A 24,736-nucleotide genomic window follows, 5' to 3' on the forward strand; every position below is an offset into this window, starting at 1 on the left:
GTACGGCCCTAAGTGGGTCTTGCGCGACGTTGATCTGCAGATCCCGGCGGCCACCGCGACCGCGATTATCGGCCCGAACGGGGCGGGGAAGAGCACGCTCCTCAAGGCCATCTTGGGTCTGGTGCCGCCCGTCATCGGCGAGGTCACCGTGTTCGGCGACCCGCTGAGCGAAGCGATTCGGCGCGTCAGCTACGTGCCGCAGCGCGAAACTGTGGACTGGGATTTCCCGATTCAGGTGCTCGATGTCGTGCTTATGGGCACGTACCGGGAGGTCGGCTGGTTCCGCCGCCCCGGCGCATCGGAACGTGAGCGCGCCCGCGAGGCGCTCGCCAAGCTCGGCGTCGCCGATCTGGCCCATTCGCAAATCGGGCAGCTCTCAGGCGGTCAGCAGCAGCGCGTGTTTCTGGCGCGGGCGCTGGTCCAAGCCTCCGACCTCATGATCCTCGACGAGCCTTTGGCGGGTGTGGACGCGGCCACGGAAGAAGTGATTTTCGACCTTTTGGCGGAGTTGGTCCGCGAGGGCAAGACGATCCTCGCCGTGCACCACGATCTCGATACGGTGCGGGCAAATTTCCAGCATGTCGTTCTGGTGAAGGGCGGCGTGGTCGCGGCCGGTGGGGCGGGCGAAGTGTTGCAGCCCGACCTCCTCAAGGCCGCCTACGGTAAGGCGCTTTTCCTCGGCTCGTCATGACCTACAACACCCTCATTGTGCTCCTCACCGCCGGCTTGCTCGGCGCGGTTTGCGGCGCGGTGGGCGTGCCGATCGTGTTGCAACGGCGCGGTTTGACCAGCGATGTCATTGCCCACGCCGCGCTGCCCGGCATGGCGCTGAGCTTTTGGATGACGCGCTCCAAGTCCGTGGCTGTGTTGCTCGTGGGCGCGCTCATCAGCGGGTTGCTCGCGGTCGCCTGTTTGCAGGTGTTTCGCCGCTTTCGTGTGAGCAGCGATTCGGCCCTTGCGGTTGTGCTCACCGCGTTTTTCGGCGCGGGGATCATGTTCTCGCAGATGGTGCAAAACGCAGTGACCGATGGCTCGGCGGCGGGGCTCGACGGGTTCCTTTTTGGCAAGGCTTCCGGTCTGGTGCGAGCCGACCTCTTCGTGCTGATTGCCGTCGGCGTCGTTGTTGCGTTGTTGATGATCGCGCTGCGCAAGGAGGTCCGCATGACCGTGTTCGATCCGGAGTTCGCGCAACTCAACGGGTTCCGACCACGCACTACCGAGGCGGTGCTCACCTTTCTTTTAGGCGCGATTGTCGTGCTCGGGTTGCCCATGGTTGGGGTGGTGCTCGTCGCGGCCCTCACCATCGTGCCCGCGCTTTGCGGGCGTTTGCTCGCTGATGGCTACGGGCGTGTCGTCGGCTTGGCGGCGGGCATCGGATTGGTCAGCGCGGTGAGCGGAGTCCTGATTAGCGACCGGGTCGCGAAGGCGCCAACCGGCCCGCTTATCATCCTCTCGGCGGCGGTGATCTTCCTGGCGGCGATCATCTTCTCGCCGCAGCGTGGATTGCTTTCGGCCTGGCGGACGCGTAGGCACCAGCGACGGCAGGCGGAGGCGCAGTGGACTCGCTAGTTCTGTGGAGCCTGGTTGCGCTGCTACTCACGGGCGTGCTTTGCGCGCGCGTTGGGCTTTGGCTGGTTGTGCAACGCGAAGGAATGACCGCCGACGGCATTAGTCACGGCGTGCTGCCCGGCTTGGTGCTTGCGTTTGTAGTCACGGGCACGCGCAACCCGATTCCGATGGTCATTGGCGGGGCAATCTCAGGCGTGCTTACGGTGACTCTGACCCGCTACTTGGATCGCTTGCGCGGAATTCCGGGCGACGCCGCGCTTGGCGCGTCGTTCAGCATTTTCTTTGCTCTTGGCGCGTTGCTCGTCACTCGCTTTGCGGGGCAGGTTGACCTCGATCCCGGATGCGTCCTCTATGGTCTTGCTGAGATGATTCCGCTCGAAACCGTGGCGCTCGGCGGGGCGAGGATTCCGACCGCCGTCGTGACGCTCGTGCCGACGCTCCTTGCCACATGGGCCATCACCTGGCTACTCTACAAAGAGCTGCTCATGGCGTCATTCGACCCGGACTTCGGGCAGATCAACCGGTTCCGCCCGCACCTGCTTCGCCTCATCCACACAATCTTGGTGGCTATTGTTTGCGTGGTCAGCTTCGAGGTGGTCGGCAGCATTCTGGTGGTTGCTCTCATCGTTGCGCCAGCAGCCACGGCTCGCCTCATCCGCAACGACATGCGATCGCTTGGCGTGGTCTCACTAGTGCTCGCGACGACGGGCATCCTGCTGGGTTATGGACTCGCGACCGCGCTGAACACGAGCGTGGCGGGCAGCATCGCGCTGACCATGGGTCTGCAGTTCGCCGTGGTGCTCGCAGTGCGCGAGTGGCGGGTGCGGGCGGGTCAGCGAGCTACCGCAACCCAGATTCGCGAAGCATAGAGTCCACGAGATCGTCCACCGACATCATCCCATCGGGACGAAAACTCTGACGTTGCCAAAGCGGCGTGTCGATGGGTCCGGGCTCAAACACGTGCACGCCGACGGTGGGCGGCGCTTCGAGCGCAAGCGTCCGCGCAAACTGCGAGAGGCCGGCCTTGCTCGCGCCGTAGACCGTCGAACCCTCAAAGGCGGTGCTCGCCGCCACGCTGGAGACAAACAGCACCTTTCCCCCGACCTCGCAAATTCGCGGCCACAACGTGTGCGTGAGCTCAATCGGCGCGGTGAGATTCAGCGCCAACGTCTTGTGGAGCCGGTCGAGCGGCATGTCGGCCAGGGGTTGCGGAAAAAACACGCCGGCGCAGTGCACCAGCACAATTGGGGCCGCGCTCTTAAGGTGGGCGAACTCGGCCAACAAGGAATCAAAACCCATCGTGAGGTCGCTGGTCGCCGATCGGATCTCGTTTGCCGCTCCGCACAAAGACGCAGTTTCGGCAAGGCGTTCGCGGTTTTGCCCATGAATCAGCAAGTGATTTCCGGGGGCCAAAGCAACGGCGAGGCCCCGTCCGATGCCGGACGAGGCCCCCGTAACGACGACTCGCTGAGCCATGAATCTACTGGCGAAGGAGCTGCTTGAGCTCGGAAACGACACCGGCATAGACCAGGGCCACTTCTTCGGCGATGATGCCCGCCTTCACGTAGCGCGCAAGGCACTGGTTCATGGTTTGCATGCCCCAGAAAGCGCCTTCGTTCATGTGCGTGTAAATTTCGCCAAACTGCCCGTCTTCAATCGCCTTGGTCACGGTCGGGGTGCAGATAAGAATTTCGTTGCACACGACGCGTCCGCCATCGATGCGGGGCACCAGCTTTTGGGCGACGATTGCGCGAAGCGCGTTGCCCATCCGTTGACACAGGTAGAGCTTTTCGTGCGGCGGGAACATGTTGATGACACGGTCCAGCGTTTCGTAGGCGCTCGCGGTGTGAACGGTGGAGAAGACCAAGTGGCCGGTTTCACCGGCTTGCAGAGCGACGTTCATGGTGATGACGTCGCGCATTTCACCGATCAGGATGACGTCGGGCGCTTCCCGGACGACGGCGCGAAGGGCCGGTTGGAAGTCAAGCGTGTCGATCCCGACCTCGCGTTGACTGACGTACGAGTTCTTATCCGGGTGGACGATTTCGAGCGGGTCTTCAACCGTAACGATGTGGCACTCGCGAGCCTGGTTGATGATGTCAATCAGGGCGGCGAGAGTGGTGGTCTTTCCCGAACCCGTCGGTCCAGTGACGAGCACCAGACCTTGGCGGTGCTTGGTGACTTCGGCGAGAACCGGCGGTAGCCCGAGTTCTTCCAGCGTGCGAATCTTGAGCGGAATGACCCGGCAAACGGCGGCCGGCGCGTTGCGCTGGCGGTAAATGTTGGTCCGCACACGGCACTTGTCTTCTACCTGGAAGGCAAGGTCCATTTCGTGGGTTTCTTCGAAAATCTTTTGCTGACGCTGACTCATCAGTTGGCCCAGCAGGTTGCCAACTTGGTCACCGGTGAGCGTGGGCCACTCGCCCGGCAAGGGCCGAATGACGCTGTACTGCTTCATCATGGGCGGCGAATCGGCCTTCACGAGCACGTCCGAAGCATTGTGCTCGTAAGCAATGCGACACAGGTCTTGCATGTTGAAAGTAAGAGTGCTCATGGGTATTTATCGCTTTCGCAAATTTGCGATGGCCAGCAGGCGCGAGTATACCAAAAGGCCCACCCCCACCGAACACATTCCGATGATGGCAAACAGGGGCCAATTGGTTCGCTTTTCCGGCACAGATTCCTTTTTCCTGGACGGAGTTATGGCCTTCAGGTCGCTCGGAATCACGATCTTGGCCGGGTCGGAGGTGAAGAGTCGAATGCGGTACTCCATCGTCGCCGGAGTCTGAATGAACCGCCCCGCCATGGCCGCGCTTTCGTTGGCAAACGTGCGAATCGTACGCTGGTTCGGGCCTTCGCCGGGCAGGCTCACCATCAGCGAGGTGAACTTGCCGGGCGCCGGGGCAACGGCGCGCGCGATGGTCTGCAGGTTGAACTCACCGGTCTCGCGATTGATCAGGCCCGACGTGGCGAAGCTGGCCCGATAGAAGTTCAGTTTGTCGTCGGCGCCCATGCGCGTGCTCACCACCTGCACGCCTCGCGCGGGGTCGCCGGTGAGTTCGCCGATGCGGTTGCACAGCACCACCATGTCCTGGCTAGTGTAGCCGGAGCCCACTGGCGCGAGTGTCACGAGGTCGGCGCCGGTCGGGTGCCGCGTGATGGTGATGAGGACCTGCGGGGGCACCGCATTTACAAGGGTTTCGGCGGCCTCACTGCCACTTTGGGCCCAACTTATGGAAAAAAACAAAGGAACGCTCGCGAAACAGCGAACCCTGGCGGCACTCATCACGTTAGTAACGTTACCGCGCAAATCGAAAAAGCGGCAGGGTGTGGAAAGCTTTTGCAATAAGTCCACCACATCGTACGTATCGCTAGCTATAATGACGCGGTCAAGTATGGACATGGAACGGCCTGAATTAGAAACGCAATATGTGGAGACCTACTCGGAATCGGCGGTCTTCGGGGGGCCGGTATTCCTCACGCCGGAAGGTCATGCCCGGCTCACGACCGAACTTGATTACCTGACGACGGTTCGTCGCGCCGAAATCACCGACCGACTGCGCGAGAGCAAGGATCACGGCGAGTTCAGCGAAGACAACCAGGAACTCGACGAAACCAAATTTGAGCAAAAGCTCGTGGAAGATCGCATTAAGGAACTCAAATTGTTCTTTGCGAACGCCCACATCCTGGACATGGACGCGATTCCGACCGACCACGTGGGCCCGGGCTCGCTGGTGACGGTGAGCGATGCCAACCGGAGCATTGAGTTTGCGGTGCGCATCGTGGCTTCCATTGAAGCGAATCCGGACGAAGACCTGATTAGCGACGAGTCGCCGATGGGTCTGGCCCTGATGGGCGCCAAGCCGGGCGAAACCATTGAGTTCCTCGCCCCGGCCGGCAAAATGAAGTACAAGGTAAAAAGTATTTCACGATGAGTTTGCTCCCGGGTGAATGGCTTGAACCTCTGCTGACGGAGGATCAAATCCTCACTCGGGTCAAAGACCTGGCCGCCCAAATCCGCGCCGACTACGGCGACGAAGACGTGCTCCTCGTGGGCGTGCTCAAGGGCTCCTACCTCTTTCTGGCCGACCTCGCGCGCAATCTTGGCCTCAACGCCAGCATCGAATTCGTGCAGGTGAGTAGCTATCACGACCAAAAGTCAACCTCGGGCGTGGTGCAGATCCGCAAGGATGTCGACACCACCATGGAGGGCAAGCACGTGCTCATCGTCGAAGACATCGTGGACACCGGGCTCACCCTCAAGCACCTGAAAGAATTGTTCGAAGTGCGGCGACCCCGCTCCCTGGAAGTTTGCTCGCTCCTACGAAAACCCGAAGCCATTGAGCACGATGCGCTCGTCAAATATGTTGGATTCGACATTCCGAGCGCTTTTGTGGTAGGATATGGCCTAGATTACGGCGAACGGTTTCGAACCCTCCCGTATATTGCTGTTCTCCACGAATCCTGAAGAGAGCGGCTTCCCCCAAAGCCTTGTTGGCTAGATGCCGACGAAAACTTCCCGAGACAAACTCCTTATGAGTCCTACCTTCCGTCCACGTAAGAGCGAGAGCGGTTCGCGCCGCCGCGGCACAGGCCGCACTAACAAGCCGAAAGAGGGGCTGCCACAAACCGACGTGGCCGACCTCGAAAACTTGCCCGAGCTTGATTACAACCATTACGAACAGCTTTCCGACGCCGAGCTAATGAAGGTCGTCAAGAAGCTCAAGATGACCCCCGAAGCCGACCGCTCCGTGATCGTCGAAGAGATTCTCATCCGCACGACTTCCGAAGAAACCATGGAGTACGCCCGAGGCATTCTTGACCTCGGCAGCGACAACTGGGGATTCCTTCGCCGCGAGAACTACGTGCCGAGCAACAACGACGTGTACGTTTCGCAAGCCCAGGTCAAGAAGTTCGGTCTGCGCTCCGGTGACACCGTGTTTGGTCTGGTTCGCCAACCCAAAGAAGGTGAAAAGTACCGCGGCCTGCTCCGCGTGGAATCGGTCAACGGATTCGGCACGGCTCACACGATGAGCCAAAACCGCCGCAATTTCGACTCGCTGACGCCGCTTTTCCCCGAGGAGCGCATTTGCATGGAGATCAATCCGGAGAACATTCCGGCCCGCGTCATTGACCTCATCGCTCCCATCGGCAAGGGCTCGCGCGGCCTCATCGTCGCCCCGCCCAAGGCTGGGAAGACGACCATCATCAAGACGATTGCCGCCGCCATCTCGGCGAATCACCCCGAGATCAGCCTGCTGGTTTTGCTCGTGGACGAACGACCGGAAGAAGTCACCGACATGCGCCGTTCGGTCAAGGGTCAAGTCATCAGCTCGACGTTTGATGAACCCGCCGACAACCACATGCGCGTCACCGAGCTTTGCCTTGAGCAAGCCAAGCGCCTCGTGGAATCCGGCAAGGATGTTGTGATTCTGCTCGACTCGATCACCCGCTTGAGCCGCGCCTCGAACCTGACCATCAACCCCTCGGGCCGTACGCTCTCGGGTGGTCTGGATCCCGCCGCACTCTATCGCCCACGCCGATTCTTTGGTGCGGCCCGCAACATCGAGGAAGGCGGTTCGCTCACGATCATCGCCACCGCACTGGTGGACACCGGCTCCAAGATGGACGACGCGATCTTTGAAGAATTCAAGGGCACCGGCAACATGGAAATCGTGCTGGACCGCGAACTCGCCGAGCGCCGCATTTGGCCGGCGATCGACGTGCGCCGCAGCTCGACTCGCCACGAAGAGAAGCTGTTCGCGCCGAACCAACTGGAAGGCGTGATCCAACTTCACCGCTTGCTGGCGAACCAGCAAAACACGGTCGAAGCCACCGATCAGCTGATCAAGCTGCTGAAGAAGACGCCAACCAACCAGGTGTTCCTCGATCAGATCATGCAGCGCATGAAAGCCACGGTCTAAGCCAAAACAACAGGAGCCAGCCGGATTCGGCTGGCTCTTTTTTCGCTCGCACCTTTCGGACTTACAATTTGTAATAGAAGGGGGAACCAAATTTGAGGCAGGTGTTGTAGCGCTGGTGTGGCACTTCACTCGAAAATTTGGCTCCCTTTCCTCGCGGCTTTAATGACGCCGTTCGCGCACGCGGAATCCGCGCGGCGTTGGCCGAGCGAAAAGGTCATCGCTCCGCCGGTTATTGATGGCGACCTCGCCGATGCTACCTGGGCCGCGCTGAAACCAGGCGAGGGGTTCGTGGACATTCTCAGCCAAGAACCCAGCCAATTCAAAACCGAGGTGTGGCTCGGCTACGACGCGAAGGCGGTTTATGTCGCGTTCCGGTGCTCGCATCCCGACCCCAGCCAGATTGTCGCCCGCGAAGTGCTTCCCGGTGCTAGTTTTGCCAACGACGATCACGTCACTTTCGCCATTGATCCGTTCAACGCGCGCTCGGGTTTTGAGTCGTTGTTCCGCGTGAACGCGATCGGCACGCAAACCGAAGTCATCGGCGGAGGACGCGCCGAAAAGCGCGAGTGGCGGGGCCGTTGGAAAGCGGCGACCAAGCGTTGGGAGGGCGGCTACACGGTGGAGATGGAGATTCCATGGGCGATCTTGGACCGTCCGCAAGGGACACGCGATCTCTCGATCAACTTTGAGCGGCGTCACGCGGCCATCGCACGGACCGACGTTTGGAACGAAATGGGACGCCCGGCGCAACCGGAGAATGAAGCCCTTTGGCAAGGAGTGCAGTTGCCCGCCGGCACCTCGGACCGTAAGCCCCAGATTCTGGCGTACGGTCTGCTGGAAGGTCGACAAGACCCGAGCTTTGAACGCCTGCGCGTCGGCCTCGACGCCAAGGTGAAGCTGTCGAGCACCATGACCGGCATCGGCACTCTCTATCCGGACTTCCAAAATATCGAGCAGCAAGTGGAGGCCGTCGGATTCACCCGCACCGAGCGATATCAATCCGATCGCCGCCCGTTTTTCGCGGAGGGCGACCAATACTTCAACGTCATGACCGGCGGCGGCATGGGCTCCGGATTCTATTCTCGCCGCATCCGCGAGATAGATTCCGCGGCCAAGGTCTATGGTCAACTGAACCCGAACACGCAGCTCGGCGCGTTCGCCGCTCTTTCGCCCGACAACGAGTTCAATTTCGTCGGGAAGGTCCAGCGAACGTTCGCCGGCCAAGGTGCCGTCAGCGCGTTTGCGACCGCCCACCAGGACGAGAATCGAAAAGAAACCCTGATGGGCATGGCCGGCACCAAGCGCTTCGGCAATTTTTCGCTCAGCGGCCAACTCGGTCGCCTGAATCGAGTGGGCGATGACGCAAGCGCTTACCAAATGAGCGGAACTCTGAAAGCGCCGAACCTGTCGTCGCTGCTCAGTTACCGCAGCGTCCCCACGAACTACCGTCCGTACCTCGGGTTTGCTTCGTTTGTTGGCTTCGCCGGGCCGCTTTGGGTGACCAGCTATGCGCTCAATCCAACGAAGGGCGCGCTCGAAAGCTATGGGGCGACGAGCACCCTCATTGACGATCGCCAGTTCGATGGGAAGGTTCAGCAGCGTGGCGTCCAACTGGACATGTTCGCCAGCCTTCGCAGCTTCCACACGTTCTCCATGACCTACGCCTCGGTTCAATTCCCCGATGCCACCGACCGAATCTTGGCCACCGAGTACTCGTTCAGCCGACGCGACCCGTACAACAGCCTGTCTCTGGGATATTCAACCGGCGCCCGCGGCACCCAATCCACCCGCTCGTATAGCGCCGGAATCCGCCGCCGTCCGATCAAGAATCTCGACCTTGGACTCAGTTGGTATCAGGAGGAGTTCGGTCCCGTGGCATCGCAAATGATCGGAACCGCGAGCTGGCAGTTCGACCCCAAGCGTAGCCTCTCGGCCCGCCTGGTTCGAAATGGTACGCAGACGAACAGCTACCTCGCTTATCGCGAGGCGGGGTTCGCCGGGAGCGAAATCTACGTCATCCTCGGCGACCCGAACGCACCCAGCTTCCGCTCGCGGCTAGCCGTGAAGTGGGTCATGCCAATCGGCTTCTAGCCCCTACTCGGTTTGCAAGAACGGGTACCGGTAGTCCGTCGGCGGATTATAGGTTTCCTTGATCGTTCGCGCGCTTAGCCAGCGGTAGAGGTTCAGCGCCGAGCCCGCCTTGTCGTTGGTGCCGCTTGCGCGGGCTCCACCGAAGGGCTGCTGGCCAACCACAGCACCGGTCGGCTTATCGTTGATGTAGAAGTTACCGGCGGCGTTGCGCAGAGCGTTGGTAGCTTCAACTACGGCCTCGCGGTCGCGCGAAAGCACGGCGCCCGTCAATGCATATGGTGAAGTTTCGTTCACCAACCTTAACGTTTCGCTCCATTTCGCGTCGTCGTAGACGTACACCGTCAGGACCGGCCCGAAGATTTCCTCGCACATGGTGGTGGATTGCGGGTTCTTGGTCACGAGCACGGTCGGCTCGATGAAGTAGCCCTTCGATTTGTCATAGTTTCCTCCTATGGCGACTTCTACATTCGAGTCCTTCTTGGCTCCGTCAATGTAGCTCGCGATGCTGTCGAATGATTTCTCGTCAATCACGGCCGAGATGAAGTTGCCGAAATCTTCCGGTGTGCCCATCTTGAAGGTCGCCATTTCGCTCTTCATCTTGTCCAGCACGGCGCTGGCCAGGCTCTTGGGCAGGTAGGCGCGGCTCGCCGCCGAACACTTTTGGCCCTGAAACTCGAACGCCCCGCGCAGCAGCGCGGTGGCCACAACATCGGCGTCGGCCGAGGGGTGCGCGATCACAAAGTCCTTGCCGCCGGTCTCGCCGACGATGCGCGGGTAGCTGCGATAGTTGCTCATGTTCGCGCCGATGGTCGCCCACATGCGGTTGAACACGCCGGTCGAGCCGGTGAAGTGCACCCCGGCGAAGTCGCGGTTGTTGAAGCACACGTCGCCGATGGTCGGGCCATCCACAAACACCAGGTTAATCACGCCGTCGGGCAGACCGGCTTCCAGCAGGATGCGCATGAACATCTGCGCAGAATATATTTGCGTGTTGGCTGGTTTCCAAACGACCACATTGCCGCACATGGCCGGGGCGGTGGGCAGGTTCCCGCCGATCGCGGTGAAGTTGAACGGGGTGACCGCGAGGACAAAACCTTCAAGCGGGCGATACTCCAGGCGGTTGTGCATGCCAGGCCCACTAATCGGCTGCTGTGTATAAATTTCGCTCAAAAAGTGTACGTTAAATCGCAGGAAGTCAATGATCTCGCAGGCCGCGTCAATCTCGGCTTGGTACGCCGTTTTGCTTTGGCCGAGCATCGTGGTGCCATTCATGTACGGGCGATACTTCGTGGCGATGAGGTCGGCTGCCTTAAGGAAGATCGCCGCTCGCTCCTCCCAGGGCATCGCGGCCCACGCGGGCTGAGCCTTCAGAGCGGCGGCAATCGCCGCTTCGACATGGGTGCGGTCGCCAGCGTGGAATTCGCCCAGCGTGTGCGCAATTTCGTGCGGCGGATGAATCGTCTTGGTGTTGCCGGTCCGCACTTCCTTGCCGTCAATGATCATCGGCACGTCCACCGACTCCGATTTCAACTCGCGGAGGACAGCTTGCAACCGGCTTCGCTCGGGGCTGCCCGGCGCGTAATTGAGAACGGGTTCGTTTGGAGGAAGCGGGTATCGAAAGGTACCAAGACTCATATCCTTAGTTTACTGGTTTGTAATCTCGCAAGATTTCGCGCCGAACTGGGCAAAAAGTGTCTATAGTAAGAACATGCGTACCCTCGCTCTCCTCGTCGCTTTGGGCTCGACTCTCGCCTACGCGCAGAACACGGCCGCCGATCAAGAAAAGGTGATCCAACTTGGCAAGTCGCAAAACCAAGCGTACAAGCACCTCAAGACATTTACCGGCAAGTTTGGTCCGCGCTTGACCAGCTCGCCGAATCTGGCGAAAGCTCAAGAATGGGCGGTCGGCCAGTTTAAGTCGTGGGGTCTCAAGAACGTGCAGCTCGAAAAGTGGGGCGAAGTTCCGGTCGGCTTCTACCGCGGCAAAAACCAAGTGGTGCGCATGACCGCGCCCTGGAACATTGAATTCCAATTCACCACCCCGGCGTGGACGCCCGGAACGGCGGGCAAGCAGATGGTTCAACCCGTGCTCCAACCGGAAACCATGGAAGAGTTCGAAAAGATGAAGGCGACTCTGCCCGGCAAGTGGGTCATCATGACCCGCACCAGCGGCCTTCGCGGACCGCAAGGCGAAGCGGGTGCTGTTGAAAGGGCACTTGCCGAAATGCCGCTTGCGGGCCGAATCTACGGCACGAGCGATGAACGCGTTCACACCGGCGGTCGCTTCACGGGCCTCACCTGGGACAAGCTTCCGACCGTGCCCGAAGTGCGCATTCGCAAGAGCGACATGAAGGCGCTGGTTGCGGCTTACCGACGCGGCGGACCGACGCTCGAACTCAATATCGAAAACCATTTTGTGAAGGGTCCGGTCCCGCAGTACAACGTCATCGCCGATCTGCCGGGCTCGGAAAAGCCGGACGAAATGGTGATCGTGTGCGGCCACTTCGATTCGTGGAACGGCCCGGGTTCAGTCGGCGCCAATGACAACGGCACCGGCTCGAGCGTTACGCTCGAAGCCGCGCGCTTGCTCGCCAAGAGCGGCGTGAAGCCCAAACGCACGATTCGCTTCATTCTGTGGAGTGGGGAAGAGCAAGGCTTGCTCGGATCGCGCGCCTACGTCGAGAAGCATAAGGCCGAGCTCGGCAAAATCAGTGCCGTGTTCAACGACGATGGCGGGACGAACTACCAAGGCGGTTACAACATCCTGCCCGAAATGAAGGCGATGCTCGAACCGGCGATTGCGCCGACGCAAAGGGCCTTCCCGAACCTGCCGATGACGCTCCCGACCAGCCCGGCCGTGCCTCGCGGCGGAAGCAGCGACCACGCGCCGTTCGTGTGGGCCGGCGTTCCCGCGTTCTTCACCATCGAATCGGGTCGCGCCGACTATGGCTACGTGTGGCACACGCAAAACGACAAGCCGGAGAACTCGATTGAGGAGTACCTGACGCAGAGCTCAAGCAACGCCGCATCGGTCGCGCTCTACGTGGCCAACGCGCCCGAACTCATGGGTCGCTTGCCGGTCACTCAACAGACGCTGCAAGTGCTCGCTCCGCCGGTGGGTGCGGCTCGCCATTACTTCCCGTTTGGCGAAGATCACGGTCACGAAAAGGACGGCAAGAACGCGCACGACCACAACGACGAGTACTACGAGTACATGTACGATCTGCTCAAGCGGATCGGCGGGTCGATCAAGTAACCGCGTCAATCGCGGAGATGTGAACAATCAGGGCGGTGGCGTTATCATGGCCACCGCCCATCATTGCGACCTGAATTAGGTCCCATGCCTGTTGGCTGGGCGCACCGCCACTCATAATCGCGGAAATCCGCTCCTCGCTCGCGCACTTGGTCACGCCGTCGGAGCACAGCAAGAACGTGTCGCCAGGAACCAAATCGAGGGTGAACACGTCGGGCCGGAAATCTTGCTCGTGGCCGATGCAGCGGGTCAGCACGTTGCGGTTCTGATGCAGTTCCGCTGCCTCTTCGGACATGATTCCGCCGTCCACCATCTCCTGCACCCAACTATGGTCGTGAGTGACGCGCTCCAACTTCGCGTCGCGAACGCGGTAAATGCGGCTGTCGCCAACGTGCACGATGATGGCCTTGTCTTGGCAAATCGCGACCGCTTCGAGGGTCGTGCCCATGCCGCGTCGCTGCGGAATCGTCGCCTGGATGTTGAGAATAAACCGCTGGGCGACATGAATCGCGGAGCGGGCCGCCTCTTCGGGATCGCTCCCAATGTGCTGGTAGTAGGCATCGATAAATGTTTTGGCGCTGGTTTCGCTGGCAATCTGCCCGGCGGCATGCCCGCCCATGCCGTCACACACCACAAACACCGAGCCGCGCGAGGCCAACTGTGCCTCATCGTTGGGGATATAAAACTCGAACTTATCCTCGTTGACCTCGCGGACGCGGCCAATGTCGGTCTTTCCGCCGACCACGAGGCGGGGAATCACCCTTAACTCCACGGGTGCGGCAAGTTCGGTGACGCTGAATTCAGCCGTGATGTCGTGCATGCAGTAAGTGTAGACGTAGGAACCGACCCGGTTAGTTGTGCCTTGCGTTTCGCCGGTCCGATTTGCTACAACATCGTATGCGTTACGCACCTCTCGCTTTTGTCGCTCTCCTCGCCATCGGTTGTGGTTCGAAGGAAAAGGAGTCCATGGCTCCGGCGGCATCAACAACGGCTCCGCCCAATGTCGACACGTCCGGTTTCACGATGACGATCCCGAGTAGCTGGGTTCCGATTGACCTGGAGAAAATGGATGCGGCGGCGGTGAAGGCCAAGCTGAAAGGAACCCAGTTTGAGGTGCGCGCCGCCGATATGGAGAAGATGCGGTCCATGGTGAATTTCTTCGCCTTTGACGCAGACAACTCCAAGCCCGGCGTCTTCGCCAACATCAACGTCGTGTCCATGCCCGCGAATGCCTCAGTCGAGCAAATTATCGAAGCCAACATCAAGCAGATGAAATCAATGGACCCCACCGCTGAGGAAGTGAAGGGGCTGACCACATTGCCAAACTCAGCGGCGCTAACCTACACGATGATGGGGATGGACATGATCGCCGTGCTGGCCGTGCAAGGCGGCAAGCAGCACGTGATTACTTACAGCGCGCCTAAGGGCACGGACAAGGAAAAAATGAAGTCGATCCTCGGCCCGATCGCCGATTCCTTCCGCGGCAAGTAGGTGTTTCGCTAACTTTATTCGGTTAACGTCTCGGCAAACGGGCGTTAACCGAATTTTAATCCGCAAACGGGAGAAAATTTCGGGAAAGATTCGTCATAATAGACGAGTGAGCACTGAAACCAAAACCAAGAATCCCGCCTTTGAGACGCTTGCGCTTCACGGCGGCACGTCGCCCGACCCGACCACCAAGTCGCGGGCCATCCCGATTTACCAAACCACCAGCTACGTGTTCGACGACACGAGCCACGCCGCACGCCTGTTCGGTCTGCAAGAGTTCGGCAACATCTACACCCGCCTGATGAACCCGACCACAGACGCGCTGGAGAAGCGGGTCGCGGCGCTCGAAGGCGGCACCCACGCGGTGGCGACCGCGAGCGGGCAAGCGGCGGAGGTTCTCGCGATCACCAACCTGGTGGAAGCGGGCGGCGAGATCGTGGCGAGCAACTCGCTGTACGGCGGCACTTACAACCTGCTGCACTACACGCTGCCGAAGATGGGCATCACGGTCAAGTTCGTTGACCCGAACGATCCCGACGCGTTCCGCGCGGCGGTGACGGACAAAACGAAGCTGTTCTACGGCGAAACTGTCGGCAACCCCAAGCTCGACACGCTCGACATCAAGGCGATCAGCGACATCGGTCGCGAGTACGGCATTCCGTTGGCCGTGGATAACACGCTGCCCTCGCCCTATCTCGTTAACCCGATCGCGCATGGCGCGGCGGTGGTCATCCACTCGCTCACCAAGTTCATCGGCGGCCACGGCACCAGCATCGGCGGCATCATTGTGGATGGCGGCAACTTCGATTACGGTGCCAGTGGCCGTTTCCCGAATTTCACCGAGCCCGACCCGAGCTACCACGGCCTCAAATTCTGGGAAGTCTTCGGCGATTTCCCCGGCCTCGGCAACGTGGCGTTCGGCCTCAAGGCGCGCGTCCAAGGGCTGCGCGACCAGGGTCAGTGCATCTCGCCATTCAACGCGTGGCAGATTCTGCAAGGCATCGAGACGCTGCACCTGCGCATGGAGCGGCATAGCACCAACGCGCAAAAGGTGGCCGAGTTCCTCGCCTCGCACCCGCTGGTCAGTTGGGTCAACTATCCTGGCCTGCCGGGGCACAAGGACCACGCCCGCGCCGAATACTATCACCCGCGCGGCTTGTTCGGCGGCATCCTCGGCTTCGGCGTTCGCGGCGGCTACGATGCGGCGATCAAGTTCATTGACAACCTGCAGGTGTTCTCGCTCCTGGCGAATGTCGGCGACGCCAAGTCGCTGGTCATTCACCCGGCGAGCACCACGCACCAGCAGCTGAACCCTGACGAACAGCTGAGCACGGGCGTCACGCCCGACTTTGTCCGCCTCAGCATCGGCATCGAAAACATCGATGACCTGATCGCCGACCTCGACCAAGCTCTGCGCGCCTAGTCGCGGGCTTTCGCCAGCCGGGCCAGGCAGGCCCGGCTGGTAAACTCATTCCATGCTCGACAACCTCACGCGCCGGATCACTGGCGTGTTCGCCAACCTTCGCCGCAAGGGGCGCCTCACTGAGGACGACGTCACCGAAATGCTCCGGGAAATCCGGATTGCGCTGCTGGAAGCCGATGTCAACATCCTGGTCGCTAAGAAGTTCATCGCCCGCGTGAAGGAAAAGGCCGTCGGCGAGGAAGTCTACGGCAGCCTCAACGCCGACCAAACCCTCATCAAGATCGTCAAGGACGAGGTCGTCGAGATGCTCGGCGGCGACGAAGTGCGCATGAATTGGGGCTCGGCCCCGCCGACCGTAATCCTCATGTGCGGCTTGCAGGGTTCGGGAAAGACCACCACCACCGCCAAACTTGCGCGCTGGCTGAAGCAGCAAGGCAAAAAGCCGCTGCTCGCCGCGTGCGACCTCCAGCGTCCGGGCGCGATTACGCAGCTCCAGGTTCTTGGCGAGCAGGTCGAAGCGCCGGTGTTCGTCGGCGAACCCGGCCAAAGTCCGGTGCAAGTGGCCGAGGCCGCGCTCGCCCGGGCCAAACACATGTTCAACGATGTGCTGGTAGTGGATACCGCTGGCCGCCTGAGCATTGACGCCGAACTAATGACCGAGATTGGCAACGTCGCGAAGGCGGTTAAGCCGAACGAAGTGTTTTTGGTGCTGGATAGCACGACCGGACAAGAGGCCGTGAATGTCGCGCAAGCGTTCCACGAGCGGCTGCAAGTCACCGGCACTATCTTTACCAAGCTCGATGGCGATGCGCGCGGCGGGGCCGTGCTCAGCGTGCGCGAATCCACCGGCGTGCCGGTGCGCTTTATCGGCATCGGCGAGCAGACCGACGCGCTTGACCAGTTTTATCCCGAGCGCATGGCGCAGCGCATCATCGGCATGGGCGACGTCATGGGCATCATCGAAAAGGCGGAGCAAGCGATTTCGCAAGAGGACGCCATGGCGATGGAAAAGACCGTGAAGAGCGGGGCCGTGGACTTCAATACTCTGCTCCAGCAATTCGCGATGATGCGCAAGATGGGAAGCTGGAAAAAGATCCTTGGCATGATCCCCGGCGTCACCAGCATGTTGCCCGAAGGCGCGATGGATAGCATCAAGGACGAGCAGATTTACCGGGTCGAGGCGATCATTTTGAGCATGACCGCCAAAGAGAGATCAAATCCGGATATACTTAATGGTTCAAGAAGAAAGCGAATTGCAATTGGCTCGGGCACGACCGTGGAAGAAGTGAACGCGCTGGTCAAACAGCTTTATGAAATGCGTCGCACGTTTAAGGCGATGGGCAAAATGAAAATGCCCAAGCCGCGGCGGTGATTGCGGACCGGAAACAAAGACTTATGGTTAAGATTCGATTACGAAGAATGGGCAGCAAGGGACGACCCTTCTACCGCATCGTGGTGGCAAAGAGCGCCGCGGGCCGAGATGGGGCGTTCATCGACATTGTGGGTACCAGCAACCCCACGGCGAGCACCAACCGAACTCAGATTAACGAAGAGAAGGCCCTCAAGTGGCTTCTCAGCGGCGCTCAACCCACCGAGACCGTGGCCTACATGTTGAAGGCCGCCGGCGTGCTCGACAAGTTCTTTGAGCAACGCCCCGGCGCCAAGGCCAAGTACAAGAGCCTGGACAAGCGAACCGCCGCCATCAGCAAGGCAAGCACCGTGGAAAAGGCTAAGGCCGAAGCCAAGACGGAAGAAGTCGTGGCTGAAGCGCCTGTCGCCGTGGAAGCACCCGCCGCCGAAGCTCCGGTTGCCGAAGCACCCGTGGCCGAAGCCCCGGTGACCGAGGCTGAAACCGCCGAAGCTCCGGCTGAAGCCTAAGCTGGCACACACTTTATGAGCGCACAACTCGTTCAAAAGATCGTCGAACTCCTCGTCGCCGAACCGGAAGCAGTTTCGGTGGAAGAAGAGCATGACCGCGATGGCTTGACCTATCACGTTCGGGTCGCCCCGAACGATGTCGGCAAGGTCATCGGCAAAAATGGTCGCGTCATTCAAGCGGTGCGCTTTGTGGTAAGCGCGGTCGCCGCCAAGAATCGCGAGCGAGCCTACGTCAAAGTCGTTACTGACTAACGGGCTTGAAGAAAGTCGTTTCCGGACACGCATCGAGTCGGCCTCGTCGCCCCCAAAGGGTTGACGAGGCCAAATTCATGATCATCGGTCAGATTGTCGGCGAGTTCGGCCTCAAGGGCATGGTCAAGGTCGCGCCGATGACCGACTTCCCGGAGCGGTTTGAACCCGGCAACACCGTGTTCGTGCTGGAAACCCCGTACGAAATCCTCGATGTTCAGGTGCACAAGAGCCAGGTGCGCCTCAAGCTCAAGGGCATCACCAAGGTGGAGCAGGCCGAGGCGCTCAAGTGGGAAAGCGTTTGCGTCGCCGCCGACGATCGCCCCGAGCTCTACGAAGACGAATACTACACGCAAGACCTGGAGGGCCTCAGCCTCGTGCTCGAAAGCGGGCAAGTGGTGGGCAAAGTGGACCGGATTTTGGCCGGTCCCGCGCAGGACCTCATTGTCACCGGCGAGAACATGATCCCCATGGTCCGCGAATTCGTCCTGAAAATTGACATCAAAAAGGGGCAGATCGTGATCCGCCCCATTCCCGGTTTGCTCGACGACGCGGCCGTCGAGGCTCGCGGCTCGGTCGATTAAGGCAAGTATTTGCCGTTGCGGCCGCCCAGTGACTTGCCGCCGCTCATGCTGTAGATGGCGTACACCACCACACCCAGCACGGCCAGCGGAATGAGCACCTTGAACGCGAAACCGAGCACGGTTCCGAGCAGCCCGATAACGATGTTGAAGGCAATGATCGCCAAAACGCCAATGATCACGACTCGCCAAATGTTCTTCATTGTTTTCCTACAGAGGAGAATACGTTGCGCGGCGTCGGGACGCATGCCGAAAGACCCAACTCGGCGCGCGGGCCAGTATTTTTGCGGGAAGGTTGGGCTGAGTGCGTCGTAATGTGCACCGTTGCCATAGAATAGAGGCGTGGTCAGTGTTTTGCAGTGGTGGTGGACTTGTTGAGGCGATCGGTCAGGTCGTCGACGCGGGGGCAAAAGGTGTTCCGCACCGTGCTTGACCAAGATGGTCGCTTTGCGATTAAGCTTCCCAGCGCGTGGAAGTACGTGTATGTCCGGACAGAGGCGGGGTTGTGGAAGAAGCTCTTCTTGGATGGCGAACCGATCGTCGTTCCCTCGGGCACTCCTAGCGGTGAAAGTTCCTTCAACTATATCGCGTGGGGCACGAGCCTCTCCGCTGGTCTCGGGAATTGGCAGGATTTGAAGATCGCTTATGGCGATGTGAATGAGAACAATTCTTTAAAGCGGACTGTCGGACCAGGTTCGGATCTAAGTGAAATGGACGCTCGGTTAGGGGCTCAAGTTAGAGTTTACGTCCCAAGCAATGATATGACAACTTTCAATTACAATCATCTTCACGATTTGAACCGCGATGGCGTAATCTCGAATATTGATTGGTCTGTTCTCCTAACTTCGGCGCCCAGTTCAACGCAAATGAATGGTGCAGAATGAAGCGGATAGTTTGGACCGCGATTTCGCTCTTAATGGCCGGTCTCTGTCCCGGCCAAACGGCCACGTTCCGCCACTTCTTTGCCTATGGAGATCAGCATCTCGTAGACCTTGCGAGAGAAAGCGGAGCTGATCGGGCGGCCGCGATCGGCAGAGAAATCCCGCAGAACGTGCAATTGCGAGTTCCCACTCACGGGGAAGAGTTTCGCTTGCAGATTCACTCGACGTATGTCGATGGCAGCCGCCCACACATGTGGACCTGGTTTCATGACTATCATCTTTCTTTCGATCAGTCTCACTGGGACAGCAGTTCGACGCGGGATCCGAATGAGTTTCTTGATGACTCGTCCTTTCGCAAAGTGGAACCCGCGAGCTTCACTTTACAAACTCTCTCCGAGAATTTTGTAAATGGACAGATGCAAGGATCGTGGGACTCCCCTACTCAGATGATTGATCTTGATGAGAATGGAGAGCCAGACCAATCGCAATATCAAGCAAACCCCACCTTACTCTCGGGTTCCGCAAATGGTACGGAACTCACATCACTTAGGAATGTAGGCTTGTATGGTTCGGTGTCTGGAAGAAGCCCGCTGTTTGGAATTGGCGGTTCACGATTGGCGCTAGGTGAGACCCGACATATCATTGATGTTAGATGGCGGTCAAATTTAGTAAACGGAGAGCAGTACGGTTCGATGGGATCAGAAACGGGACTAGCGATCCACGTCTTCCCAAGCAGAGATAGTGCTGACTGGACCTCGACAACTTTCTACCAGAGTGAATTCCATTACCCGGGCGACCCTGATTGGATCAACATCGGAGCGCGCTACAACCTCATCGGAGCTGCGCTCGTGCCTGAGCCGACCTCAATCGCCGCGCTCGGCCTGGGGTTGCTCCTGTTGCGTCGGAAAGAATCGGGAGCGAGGACTTGAACAAAGCGATTTTATGTCTGACAGCTTCGTTGCTGACGCTTAATGGCCTTGCCCAAGTGCCGACTTTCCGGCACTATTTTGCCTACGGCGATGACCGCTTGGTGCAGCTTGCTCGGCAGAGCGGGGCTGACACTACAGCGGCAATCGGAAAAGAAATTCCGCAGGGCGTGCAGTTACGGGTACCAACCAACACCGACGAGTTTCGCGTGCAGTACCGAATGACATATGTCAGTGGTGCTTACGAGACAATCTTCAGTCGGTTCCATGCGACGAACTTTGTGTTTGATCGGGCTTGGATTACAGACGGTTCGGTCTTGGACTTGTCAAGCGCCCTGGGAGCTGAGTCTTATCGTAAGCTCGCCCCAAGCCATGTGCAGGTTGACGGTGCGCCAAGCAATTTTATCAATGGCCAGCCGCTTGGAGGTTGGATCAATCCAACGACCTTTTTTGACAATGACAGCGATGGAATGCCGGATACTTTTACCTACAAAGCCATCTCAGGAGGTTTTGCAGGTGCGTGGAACGGTTCCAGTGACTACATGTTACGCGACATTGGTCTGCATGGAGGTATTGGCGGTTACCGCGAAGGTTCTGGCACGGGCGGTTCTCTATACAGCGTCGGCGAATCACGATACATTTGCGACGTGAGTTGGCGAGCAAATTTAGCCGTTGGAGAGCAGTACGGATTACTGGGATCAGAAACGGGCCTTGGCATTCATGTTCGACCTGGCCGTGTAAGTCCGACTTGGGGAGGAACTCACTTCTTTCAGAGCCTACAATATTACGGCAACGAACCAGATTGGATCAACATCGGAGCGCGCTACAATCTCATCGGAGCCGCGCTCGTGCCTGAGCCGACCTCAATGGCCGCGCTCGGTGTCGCTTTGTTGCTGCTGACCCGACGCCAACGGCAAAGCCGTCCTCGAAACTAGTCGCGCCAAAATGTGAAAAGGCCGCCCGCCGAAGCGAGCAGCCAATTCTGCGAGACAGTAGAGTCGACCGGTTATTCCCCGAATCCGTGCCCGAAGGGCGGCTCGAACGGAATCAGACCCAATCGGGTCGCCATCCGCAGAGCTTGGACGCGGTTGTTTACCTGCAACTTATCATAAATGTTGGCCAAATGGAAGTCGACTGTGCGCTTCGAAACGACTAACTGATCTGCTGCTTCTTTACTACTGTGGCCCTTCGCGATTAAGCTAAGAACCTTCACTTCCGTCGGCGTTAAACGAACGCCGCGCGGAGTCATATCCGATCTTGATGTACCTGGCATTGCCATGAACCCACCCCTTCTAGTTTTATTTTTGTCTCGCCGCCACGGTAGTCATTCCATGGTAGTGGTCGGATTTAACATTGCTTGTCGAATTTTAATCGTTCGCCTCGTGCGTTCAATCGATTTTGAGAATCCCTTTCTCGTGCATGTGTTCCCATCCGTGAGGAACGCTCCAACTTTTGCGCCAAGAAGTGGCCATTCTTGCGGTGGCCAAGTTCAAAAACTAGAGTCTACCCGCAAGAATACTGGCAGAAAGTCCTAGGACTCAATCTTTGACCCATGAACATTTCATGACGGACTTCAGCTCCCGGACGCTAGTTTTGCCGCTCGCCCGATCCTTGACGGTGGAGGTGGCGGTGGTTTTTAGCTCGTACCCGAGCATTGCCCCGGCCTTGACATCCATCCGTACCCAGCCCTTGCCCAGCGCGCGCGTGCTCACGTCGCTCACGGCATCGGCGGGGTTGGTCACCACTTCCAGCGCCTCGTTCTCCATCACCTGGAATAGTTGCGTTTGCTCCAGCAGAATCCGGTCGTCGCTTTCCTGCGCCAACGTCTCCTGCTTGCTCCCGCCCACCATTCGGTTAAACGTCCATTGCGGCGCGTCGAGTTCAGAAAACTCGATTGGGAGAAACACGAGCTCGGCCAGGCGGTTGACATCGAGACCGGGCAACCGGAATGGCGGCGCGGGCTTGGGTTGGGCGAGCGGCCGCGAAACTCCCAGCGGCGAGAATTCAACCAGCCCGCTGGGAAAGAACCCGGCAATTGTCTCGACGCTCAGTGGAATCTTGCCGCCGTTGAACTTGATCTCGGCGGCGGAAATTTTGGGTTGCGCTCGCGAGTCGCCGTTGGCGGCGGGCGCGAGGCCGGTGACTTCGACCGTGAGCGCGACTTCGGCCTTACCTTCCTGACCGCCGAGAATCGGAATGAACCCTTCAAAGGTCGCCGAAAAGTCGTAGCGGCGCACCGTACCCGCCGCCAACTGGTAGCGCAGCGTGCCGGCCAAAACAAGCGCAGAAATCACATCTCTATTCTGCCGTAAACTAGGCGCAGATGAGGCCCGCGCCACTCCCCGCCGACACGCTGCTTTTCGGGCGCTACCGCATTCAGGAGGTGCTCGGTCGGGGCGGGTTCGGCATCACGTATCTCGCCAAAGATGGCGGCACCAGCATCGTGCTCAAGGAACTCGCGCCGAGCGGTTGCGAGCGCCAGCCCGATGGCTCGCTGGTGATGGGCGGCGATCAGCGCAACCTGGTGCGCGCCTTTGTGGAGGAAGCGCGGCTGCTGCGCAACTTTCGCCATCCGCGGGTGTTGCGTGTGCGCGAGGCATTCACCGCCAACGACACGGCCTATTGCGTCACCGAGTTTCGCGCCGGGGTTCATTCGCTGGAAGACCGTTTGCGCACTAACGGGCCGTTGCCGTCGGATGAGGTCGAAGCGATTCTGCGGCAACTCGCCGAACCGCTGGCCGCTCTGCACGAGGCTGGCTACCTGCACCGCGACCTGAAGCCGAGCAACGTGCTGATTGACGAGCACGGCGAAACCACCCTCATTGATTTTGGCTCGGCGCGCTCGTTTCAGGCGGACGTGACCGGCGGCCACACGGTGGTGTTTACGCCGGGCTACGCGCCGCTTGAGCAACTCACGGAGAACGCGCGCCGCGGCCCCGGCACCGACCTCTACGGGCTGTGCGCGCTCGGCTACGCGCTGCTCACTGGCAACGATTTGCCGACGCCGATTGACCGATTGGCCAACGACACGCCATTGATGCTCCCGAACACTGACCTCGGCGATGCGCTGGCGGCGGGGCTGGAGATTCAGCTGGCCGCGCGACCCGCGACGGTAGGGCAGTGGCTCGCGATTTTGGATGGGCGCGCCGACCCGCAATCGGCGTGGGCGCGGCTGGAGCAGATGGACGCCGCGTGTTTGGCGGCGCGTCACATTCGGCCTTCGCGGCGCGAATGCCCGCAGTGCCACGCCCCGCTCAGCGAACCAAAACCGATCGCGGCTGGAGTCTGTCCGGTGTGCCATTCCGGACGGCTCAGGAAGCTGGACTTCGACGAGAGCCGTTGCCCGCTTTGCCCGACCGGTCGCCTGCGCGATGTTGCGAATCGCGGGCCGCTGGTGCGGTGCCCCGCCTGCACGACGGGGCATTTGGCGGCGCCGCGCGGATTGCCGTGGCGAGCCAAGACCTACCACTGTGGCGCGTGCGAAGCCGAGTTTGTGGACGAGCGCGGGCAGGTGCGCCGGGCCGATGGCGAGGAGGCGAAGTCGTGGGACGAATGGCTGGCGGAATCGGGCCGGAGCGACCATATTCGGATGTGCGATCATTGCTCCGCCGAGTTTGATCGCGACCACCTGGACCGATGGGCGCAGATGGTGCCGCCGCCGAATGTCGGCGCCTTCAGCTTGTTGCGCGCGGACGAGTGGGCGCGCGTGGCGGCAGGGGCCGCGCCCGATTCGGGCTCGCACCGCTGCGACGCTTGCGAGTCGGAGTATTGGATCAACGATAACATGGTGACGCTGCTGCAGGCAGGTCGCGACCCCTATGGTTTCGCCACCGAATATCGCGGGCAGGCGCTCGGAATCGAGGCGGTTCGGTATCGGGCGGTGGGGAAGACTTCTGGTCAACGCGGGCTGGTTTGCCCGAGTTGCCACCTGGAACTAGATGGCGACGAACCCGCCTTCACCGTCGTGCGGGCAACTGAACCCGGACTCCAAGCGGCGGCGCAAACTCCCTTTGCGATGCTCGATCTGCACCGGTTGGCGCAGGGGTTGCCGAGCCAAGCCGAGGAGCAGGAATTTTTGGCCGAGTCGAGCGAGCTACTTGCCGAGGCGATCCGCAGCGGTGACGCCCCGCTCATCCCGAGGCATCCCGAGATTCTATGGCGCGGCCCCGCGACTTGGCAGAATTTCAGCGGCACGCTGACGATCACCGCGGAGGAGATCACGCTCAATCGCGGCCTGAAAAAGCACCGCTGGAACCTCGACCGGTTTGCGCAGTGGTCGGCGAGCGAGGACACTCTACGGCTCACCAACGACGATGAAGAACTGGCGCTTGAGATCGAGCCGCTTGACGTACAGTACGCGCTCCCCGGCGGCACCTACGGGTGCGAACTCACCGCGCTGGACCTTGTGGAGATTTTGGGAAGTTTCGTGGAACAAGACTCAAAACAAAGCGTATAATGATGTAATCCCAGAAG

Annotated in this window: 25 protein-coding genes; 17 read left to right on the top strand and 8 right to left on the bottom strand. The window is 60.0% G+C overall.

Going from position 1 to position 24,736, the window contains the following annotated elements; all coding sequences use genetic code 11:
- The first annotated feature begins 19 nt into the window (after positions 1-19).
- Genes JNJ45_03185 through JNJ45_03195 form a run of 3 tightly spaced genes read left to right on the top strand, consistent with a single transcriptional unit; the run spans position 20 to position 2,438 of the window.
- A complete protein-coding gene (locus JNJ45_03185; protein ID MBL8047665.1) occupies positions 20-691 on the top strand; it encodes an ABC transporter ATP-binding protein in 672 nt (223 codons plus the stop codon).
- Positions 688-1,569, top strand: coding sequence for a metal ABC transporter permease (locus JNJ45_03190; GenBank protein ID MBL8047666.1), 882 nt, complete (start codon positions 688-690; stop codon positions 1,567-1,569). The genes JNJ45_03185 and JNJ45_03190 overlap by 4 nt, the downstream gene beginning before the upstream one ends.
- Positions 1,557-2,438: a metal ABC transporter permease gene (locus JNJ45_03195; protein ID MBL8047667.1), complete on the top strand. Its 882-nt coding sequence runs from the start codon at positions 1,557-1,559 to the stop codon at positions 2,436-2,438. The genes JNJ45_03190 and JNJ45_03195 overlap by 13 nt, the downstream gene beginning before the upstream one ends.
- Here JNJ45_03195 and JNJ45_03200 read toward each other — a convergent pair.
- From JNJ45_03200 to JNJ45_03210, 3 genes are read right to left on the bottom strand one after another with little or no spacing between them, the layout of a single operon-like run.
- Positions 2,410-3,045 carry an SDR family oxidoreductase gene (locus JNJ45_03200; protein MBL8047668.1) on the bottom strand — a complete coding sequence of 212 codons (636 nt, stop codon included), beginning with the start codon at positions 3,043-3,045 and terminating at the stop codon, positions 2,410-2,412. The genes JNJ45_03195 and JNJ45_03200 overlap by 29 nt on opposite strands.
- Positions 3,046-3,049: 4 nt before the next feature.
- On the bottom strand, positions 3,050-4,102 hold the full coding sequence (locus JNJ45_03205) for a PilT/PilU family type 4a pilus ATPase (GenBank protein ID MBL8047669.1): 1,053 nt from the start codon (positions 4,100-4,102) through the stop codon (positions 3,050-3,052).
- A 27-nt stretch (positions 4,103-4,129) separates the two neighbouring features.
- Positions 4,130-4,753 carry a hypothetical protein gene (locus JNJ45_03210; protein MBL8047670.1) on the bottom strand — a complete coding sequence of 208 codons (624 nt, stop codon included), beginning with the start codon at positions 4,751-4,753 and terminating at the stop codon, positions 4,130-4,132.
- A gap of 217 nt (positions 4,754-4,970) precedes the next feature.
- Between JNJ45_03210 and JNJ45_03215 the strand changes: the two genes are divergently transcribed.
- The 4 genes from JNJ45_03215 to JNJ45_03230 all read left to right on the top strand — a co-directional run bounded on the left by JNJ45_03215 (position 4,971) and on the right by JNJ45_03230 (position 9,584).
- Entirely contained in the window at positions 4,971-5,504 is a 534-nt protein-coding gene (locus tag JNJ45_03215; GenBank protein MBL8047671.1) for a transcription elongation factor GreA, read from the top strand.
- Positions 5,501-6,037, top strand: a complete 537-nt coding sequence (gene hpt / locus JNJ45_03220) for a hypoxanthine phosphoribosyltransferase (protein ID MBL8047672.1) — start codon at positions 5,501-5,503, stop codon at positions 6,035-6,037. Before JNJ45_03215 ends, hpt begins: the two co-directional genes overlap by 4 nt.
- 67 nt (positions 6,038-6,104) lie before the next feature.
- Positions 6,105-7,493: a transcription termination factor Rho gene (rho, locus tag JNJ45_03225; protein ID MBL8047673.1), complete on the top strand. Its 1,389-nt coding sequence runs from the start codon at positions 6,105-6,107 to the stop codon at positions 7,491-7,493.
- A gap of 162 nt (positions 7,494-7,655) precedes the next feature.
- Positions 7,656-9,584, top strand: coding sequence for a hypothetical protein (locus JNJ45_03230; GenBank protein ID MBL8047674.1), 1,929 nt, complete (start codon positions 7,656-7,658; stop codon positions 9,582-9,584).
- A 3-nt stretch (positions 9,585-9,587) separates the two neighbouring features.
- Here JNJ45_03230 and pruA read toward each other — a convergent pair whose 3' ends face one another.
- Entirely contained in the window at positions 9,588-11,219 is a 1,632-nt protein-coding gene (gene pruA / locus JNJ45_03235) for an L-glutamate gamma-semialdehyde dehydrogenase (protein ID MBL8047675.1), read from the bottom strand.
- A 73-nt stretch (positions 11,220-11,292) separates the two neighbouring features.
- Here pruA and JNJ45_03240 point away from each other — a divergent pair, with 73 nt between their 5' ends.
- A complete protein-coding gene (locus JNJ45_03240; GenBank protein ID MBL8047676.1) occupies positions 11,293-12,840 on the top strand; it encodes a M20/M25/M40 family metallo-hydrolase in 1,548 nt (515 codons plus the stop codon).
- Here the strand turns inward: JNJ45_03240 and JNJ45_03245 are convergent.
- Complete coding sequence (locus JNJ45_03245) at positions 12,833-13,657, bottom strand: serine/threonine-protein phosphatase (GenBank protein ID MBL8047677.1); 825 nt, start codon at positions 13,655-13,657, stop codon at positions 12,833-12,835. The two genes, JNJ45_03240 and JNJ45_03245, sit on opposite strands and share 8 nt — an antisense overlap.
- Positions 13,658-13,734: 77 nt before the next feature.
- On the opposite strand from JNJ45_03245, the gene JNJ45_03250 reads away from it, so the two are divergent.
- From JNJ45_03250 to rimM, 6 genes are all read left to right on the top strand, one after another.
- Positions 13,735-14,328 (top strand): hypothetical protein, encoded by a 594-nt coding sequence (locus tag JNJ45_03250; GenBank protein MBL8047678.1) that lies wholly within the window; start codon positions 13,735-13,737, stop codon positions 14,326-14,328.
- A gap of 106 nt (positions 14,329-14,434) precedes the next feature.
- Positions 14,435-15,748, top strand: a complete 1,314-nt coding sequence (locus JNJ45_03255) for an O-acetylhomoserine aminocarboxypropyltransferase/cysteine synthase (protein MBL8047679.1) — start codon at positions 14,435-14,437, stop codon at positions 15,746-15,748.
- Positions 15,749-15,800: 52 nt separating this feature from the next.
- The gene (gene ffh / locus JNJ45_03260; GenBank protein MBL8047680.1) at positions 15,801-17,120 is read left to right on the top strand and encodes a signal recognition particle protein; all 1,320 of its coding nucleotides are present in this window, start codon (positions 15,801-15,803) and stop codon (positions 17,118-17,120) included.
- 23 nt (positions 17,121-17,143) lie between these two features.
- Positions 17,144-17,626, top strand: a complete 483-nt coding sequence (gene rpsP / locus JNJ45_03265; GenBank protein ID MBL8047681.1) for a 30S ribosomal protein S16 — start codon at positions 17,144-17,146, stop codon at positions 17,624-17,626.
- Between the two features lie 15 nt (positions 17,627-17,641).
- The gene (locus tag JNJ45_03270; protein ID MBL8047682.1) at positions 17,642-17,878 is read left to right on the top strand and encodes a KH domain-containing protein; all 237 of its coding nucleotides are present in this window, start codon (positions 17,642-17,644) and stop codon (positions 17,876-17,878) included.
- A 77-nt stretch (positions 17,879-17,955) separates the two neighbouring features.
- Positions 17,956-18,459: a 16S rRNA processing protein RimM gene (gene rimM, locus JNJ45_03275; protein ID MBL8047683.1), complete on the top strand. Its 504-nt coding sequence runs from the start codon at positions 17,956-17,958 to the stop codon at positions 18,457-18,459.
- On the opposite strand, the gene JNJ45_03280 is transcribed toward rimM, so the two are convergent.
- A complete protein-coding gene (locus JNJ45_03280) occupies positions 18,456-18,659 on the bottom strand; it encodes a hypothetical protein (GenBank protein ID MBL8047684.1) in 204 nt (67 codons plus the stop codon). The two genes, rimM and JNJ45_03280, sit on opposite strands and share 4 nt — an antisense overlap.
- A gap of 677 nt (positions 18,660-19,336) precedes the next feature.
- Between JNJ45_03280 and JNJ45_03285 the strand changes: the two genes are divergently transcribed.
- Both JNJ45_03285 and JNJ45_03290 read left to right on the top strand, forming a co-directional pair.
- Positions 19,337-20,266: a PEP-CTERM sorting domain-containing protein gene (locus tag JNJ45_03285; GenBank protein ID MBL8047685.1), complete on the top strand. Its 930-nt coding sequence runs from the start codon at positions 19,337-19,339 to the stop codon at positions 20,264-20,266.
- Positions 20,263-21,198, top strand: a complete 936-nt coding sequence (locus JNJ45_03290) for a PEP-CTERM sorting domain-containing protein (GenBank protein ID MBL8047686.1) — start codon at positions 20,263-20,265, stop codon at positions 21,196-21,198. The genes JNJ45_03285 and JNJ45_03290 overlap by 4 nt, the downstream gene beginning before the upstream one ends.
- Positions 21,199-21,269: 71 nt before the next feature.
- Here the strand turns inward: JNJ45_03290 and JNJ45_03295 are convergent, their stop codons facing one another.
- Positions 21,270-21,512, bottom strand: coding sequence for a helix-turn-helix transcriptional regulator (locus JNJ45_03295; GenBank protein ID MBL8047687.1), 243 nt, complete (start codon positions 21,510-21,512; stop codon positions 21,270-21,272).
- Positions 21,513-21,801: 289 nt separating this feature from the next.
- Complete coding sequence (locus tag JNJ45_03300; GenBank protein ID MBL8047688.1) at positions 21,802-22,557, bottom strand: hypothetical protein; 756 nt, start codon at positions 22,555-22,557, stop codon at positions 21,802-21,804.
- Positions 22,558-22,586: 29 nt separating this feature from the next.
- On the opposite strand from JNJ45_03300, the gene JNJ45_03305 reads away from it, so the two are divergent.
- Positions 22,587-24,719, top strand: a complete 2,133-nt coding sequence (locus JNJ45_03305) for a protein kinase (GenBank protein MBL8047689.1) — start codon at positions 22,587-22,589, stop codon at positions 24,717-24,719.
- Positions 24,720-24,736: the final 17 nt, after the last annotated feature.

This window comes from Chthonomonas sp., from assembly GCA_016788425.1.
Taxonomy (GTDB): Bacteria; Armatimonadota; Fimbriimonadia; order Fimbriimonadales; family Fimbriimonadaceae; genus JAEURQ01.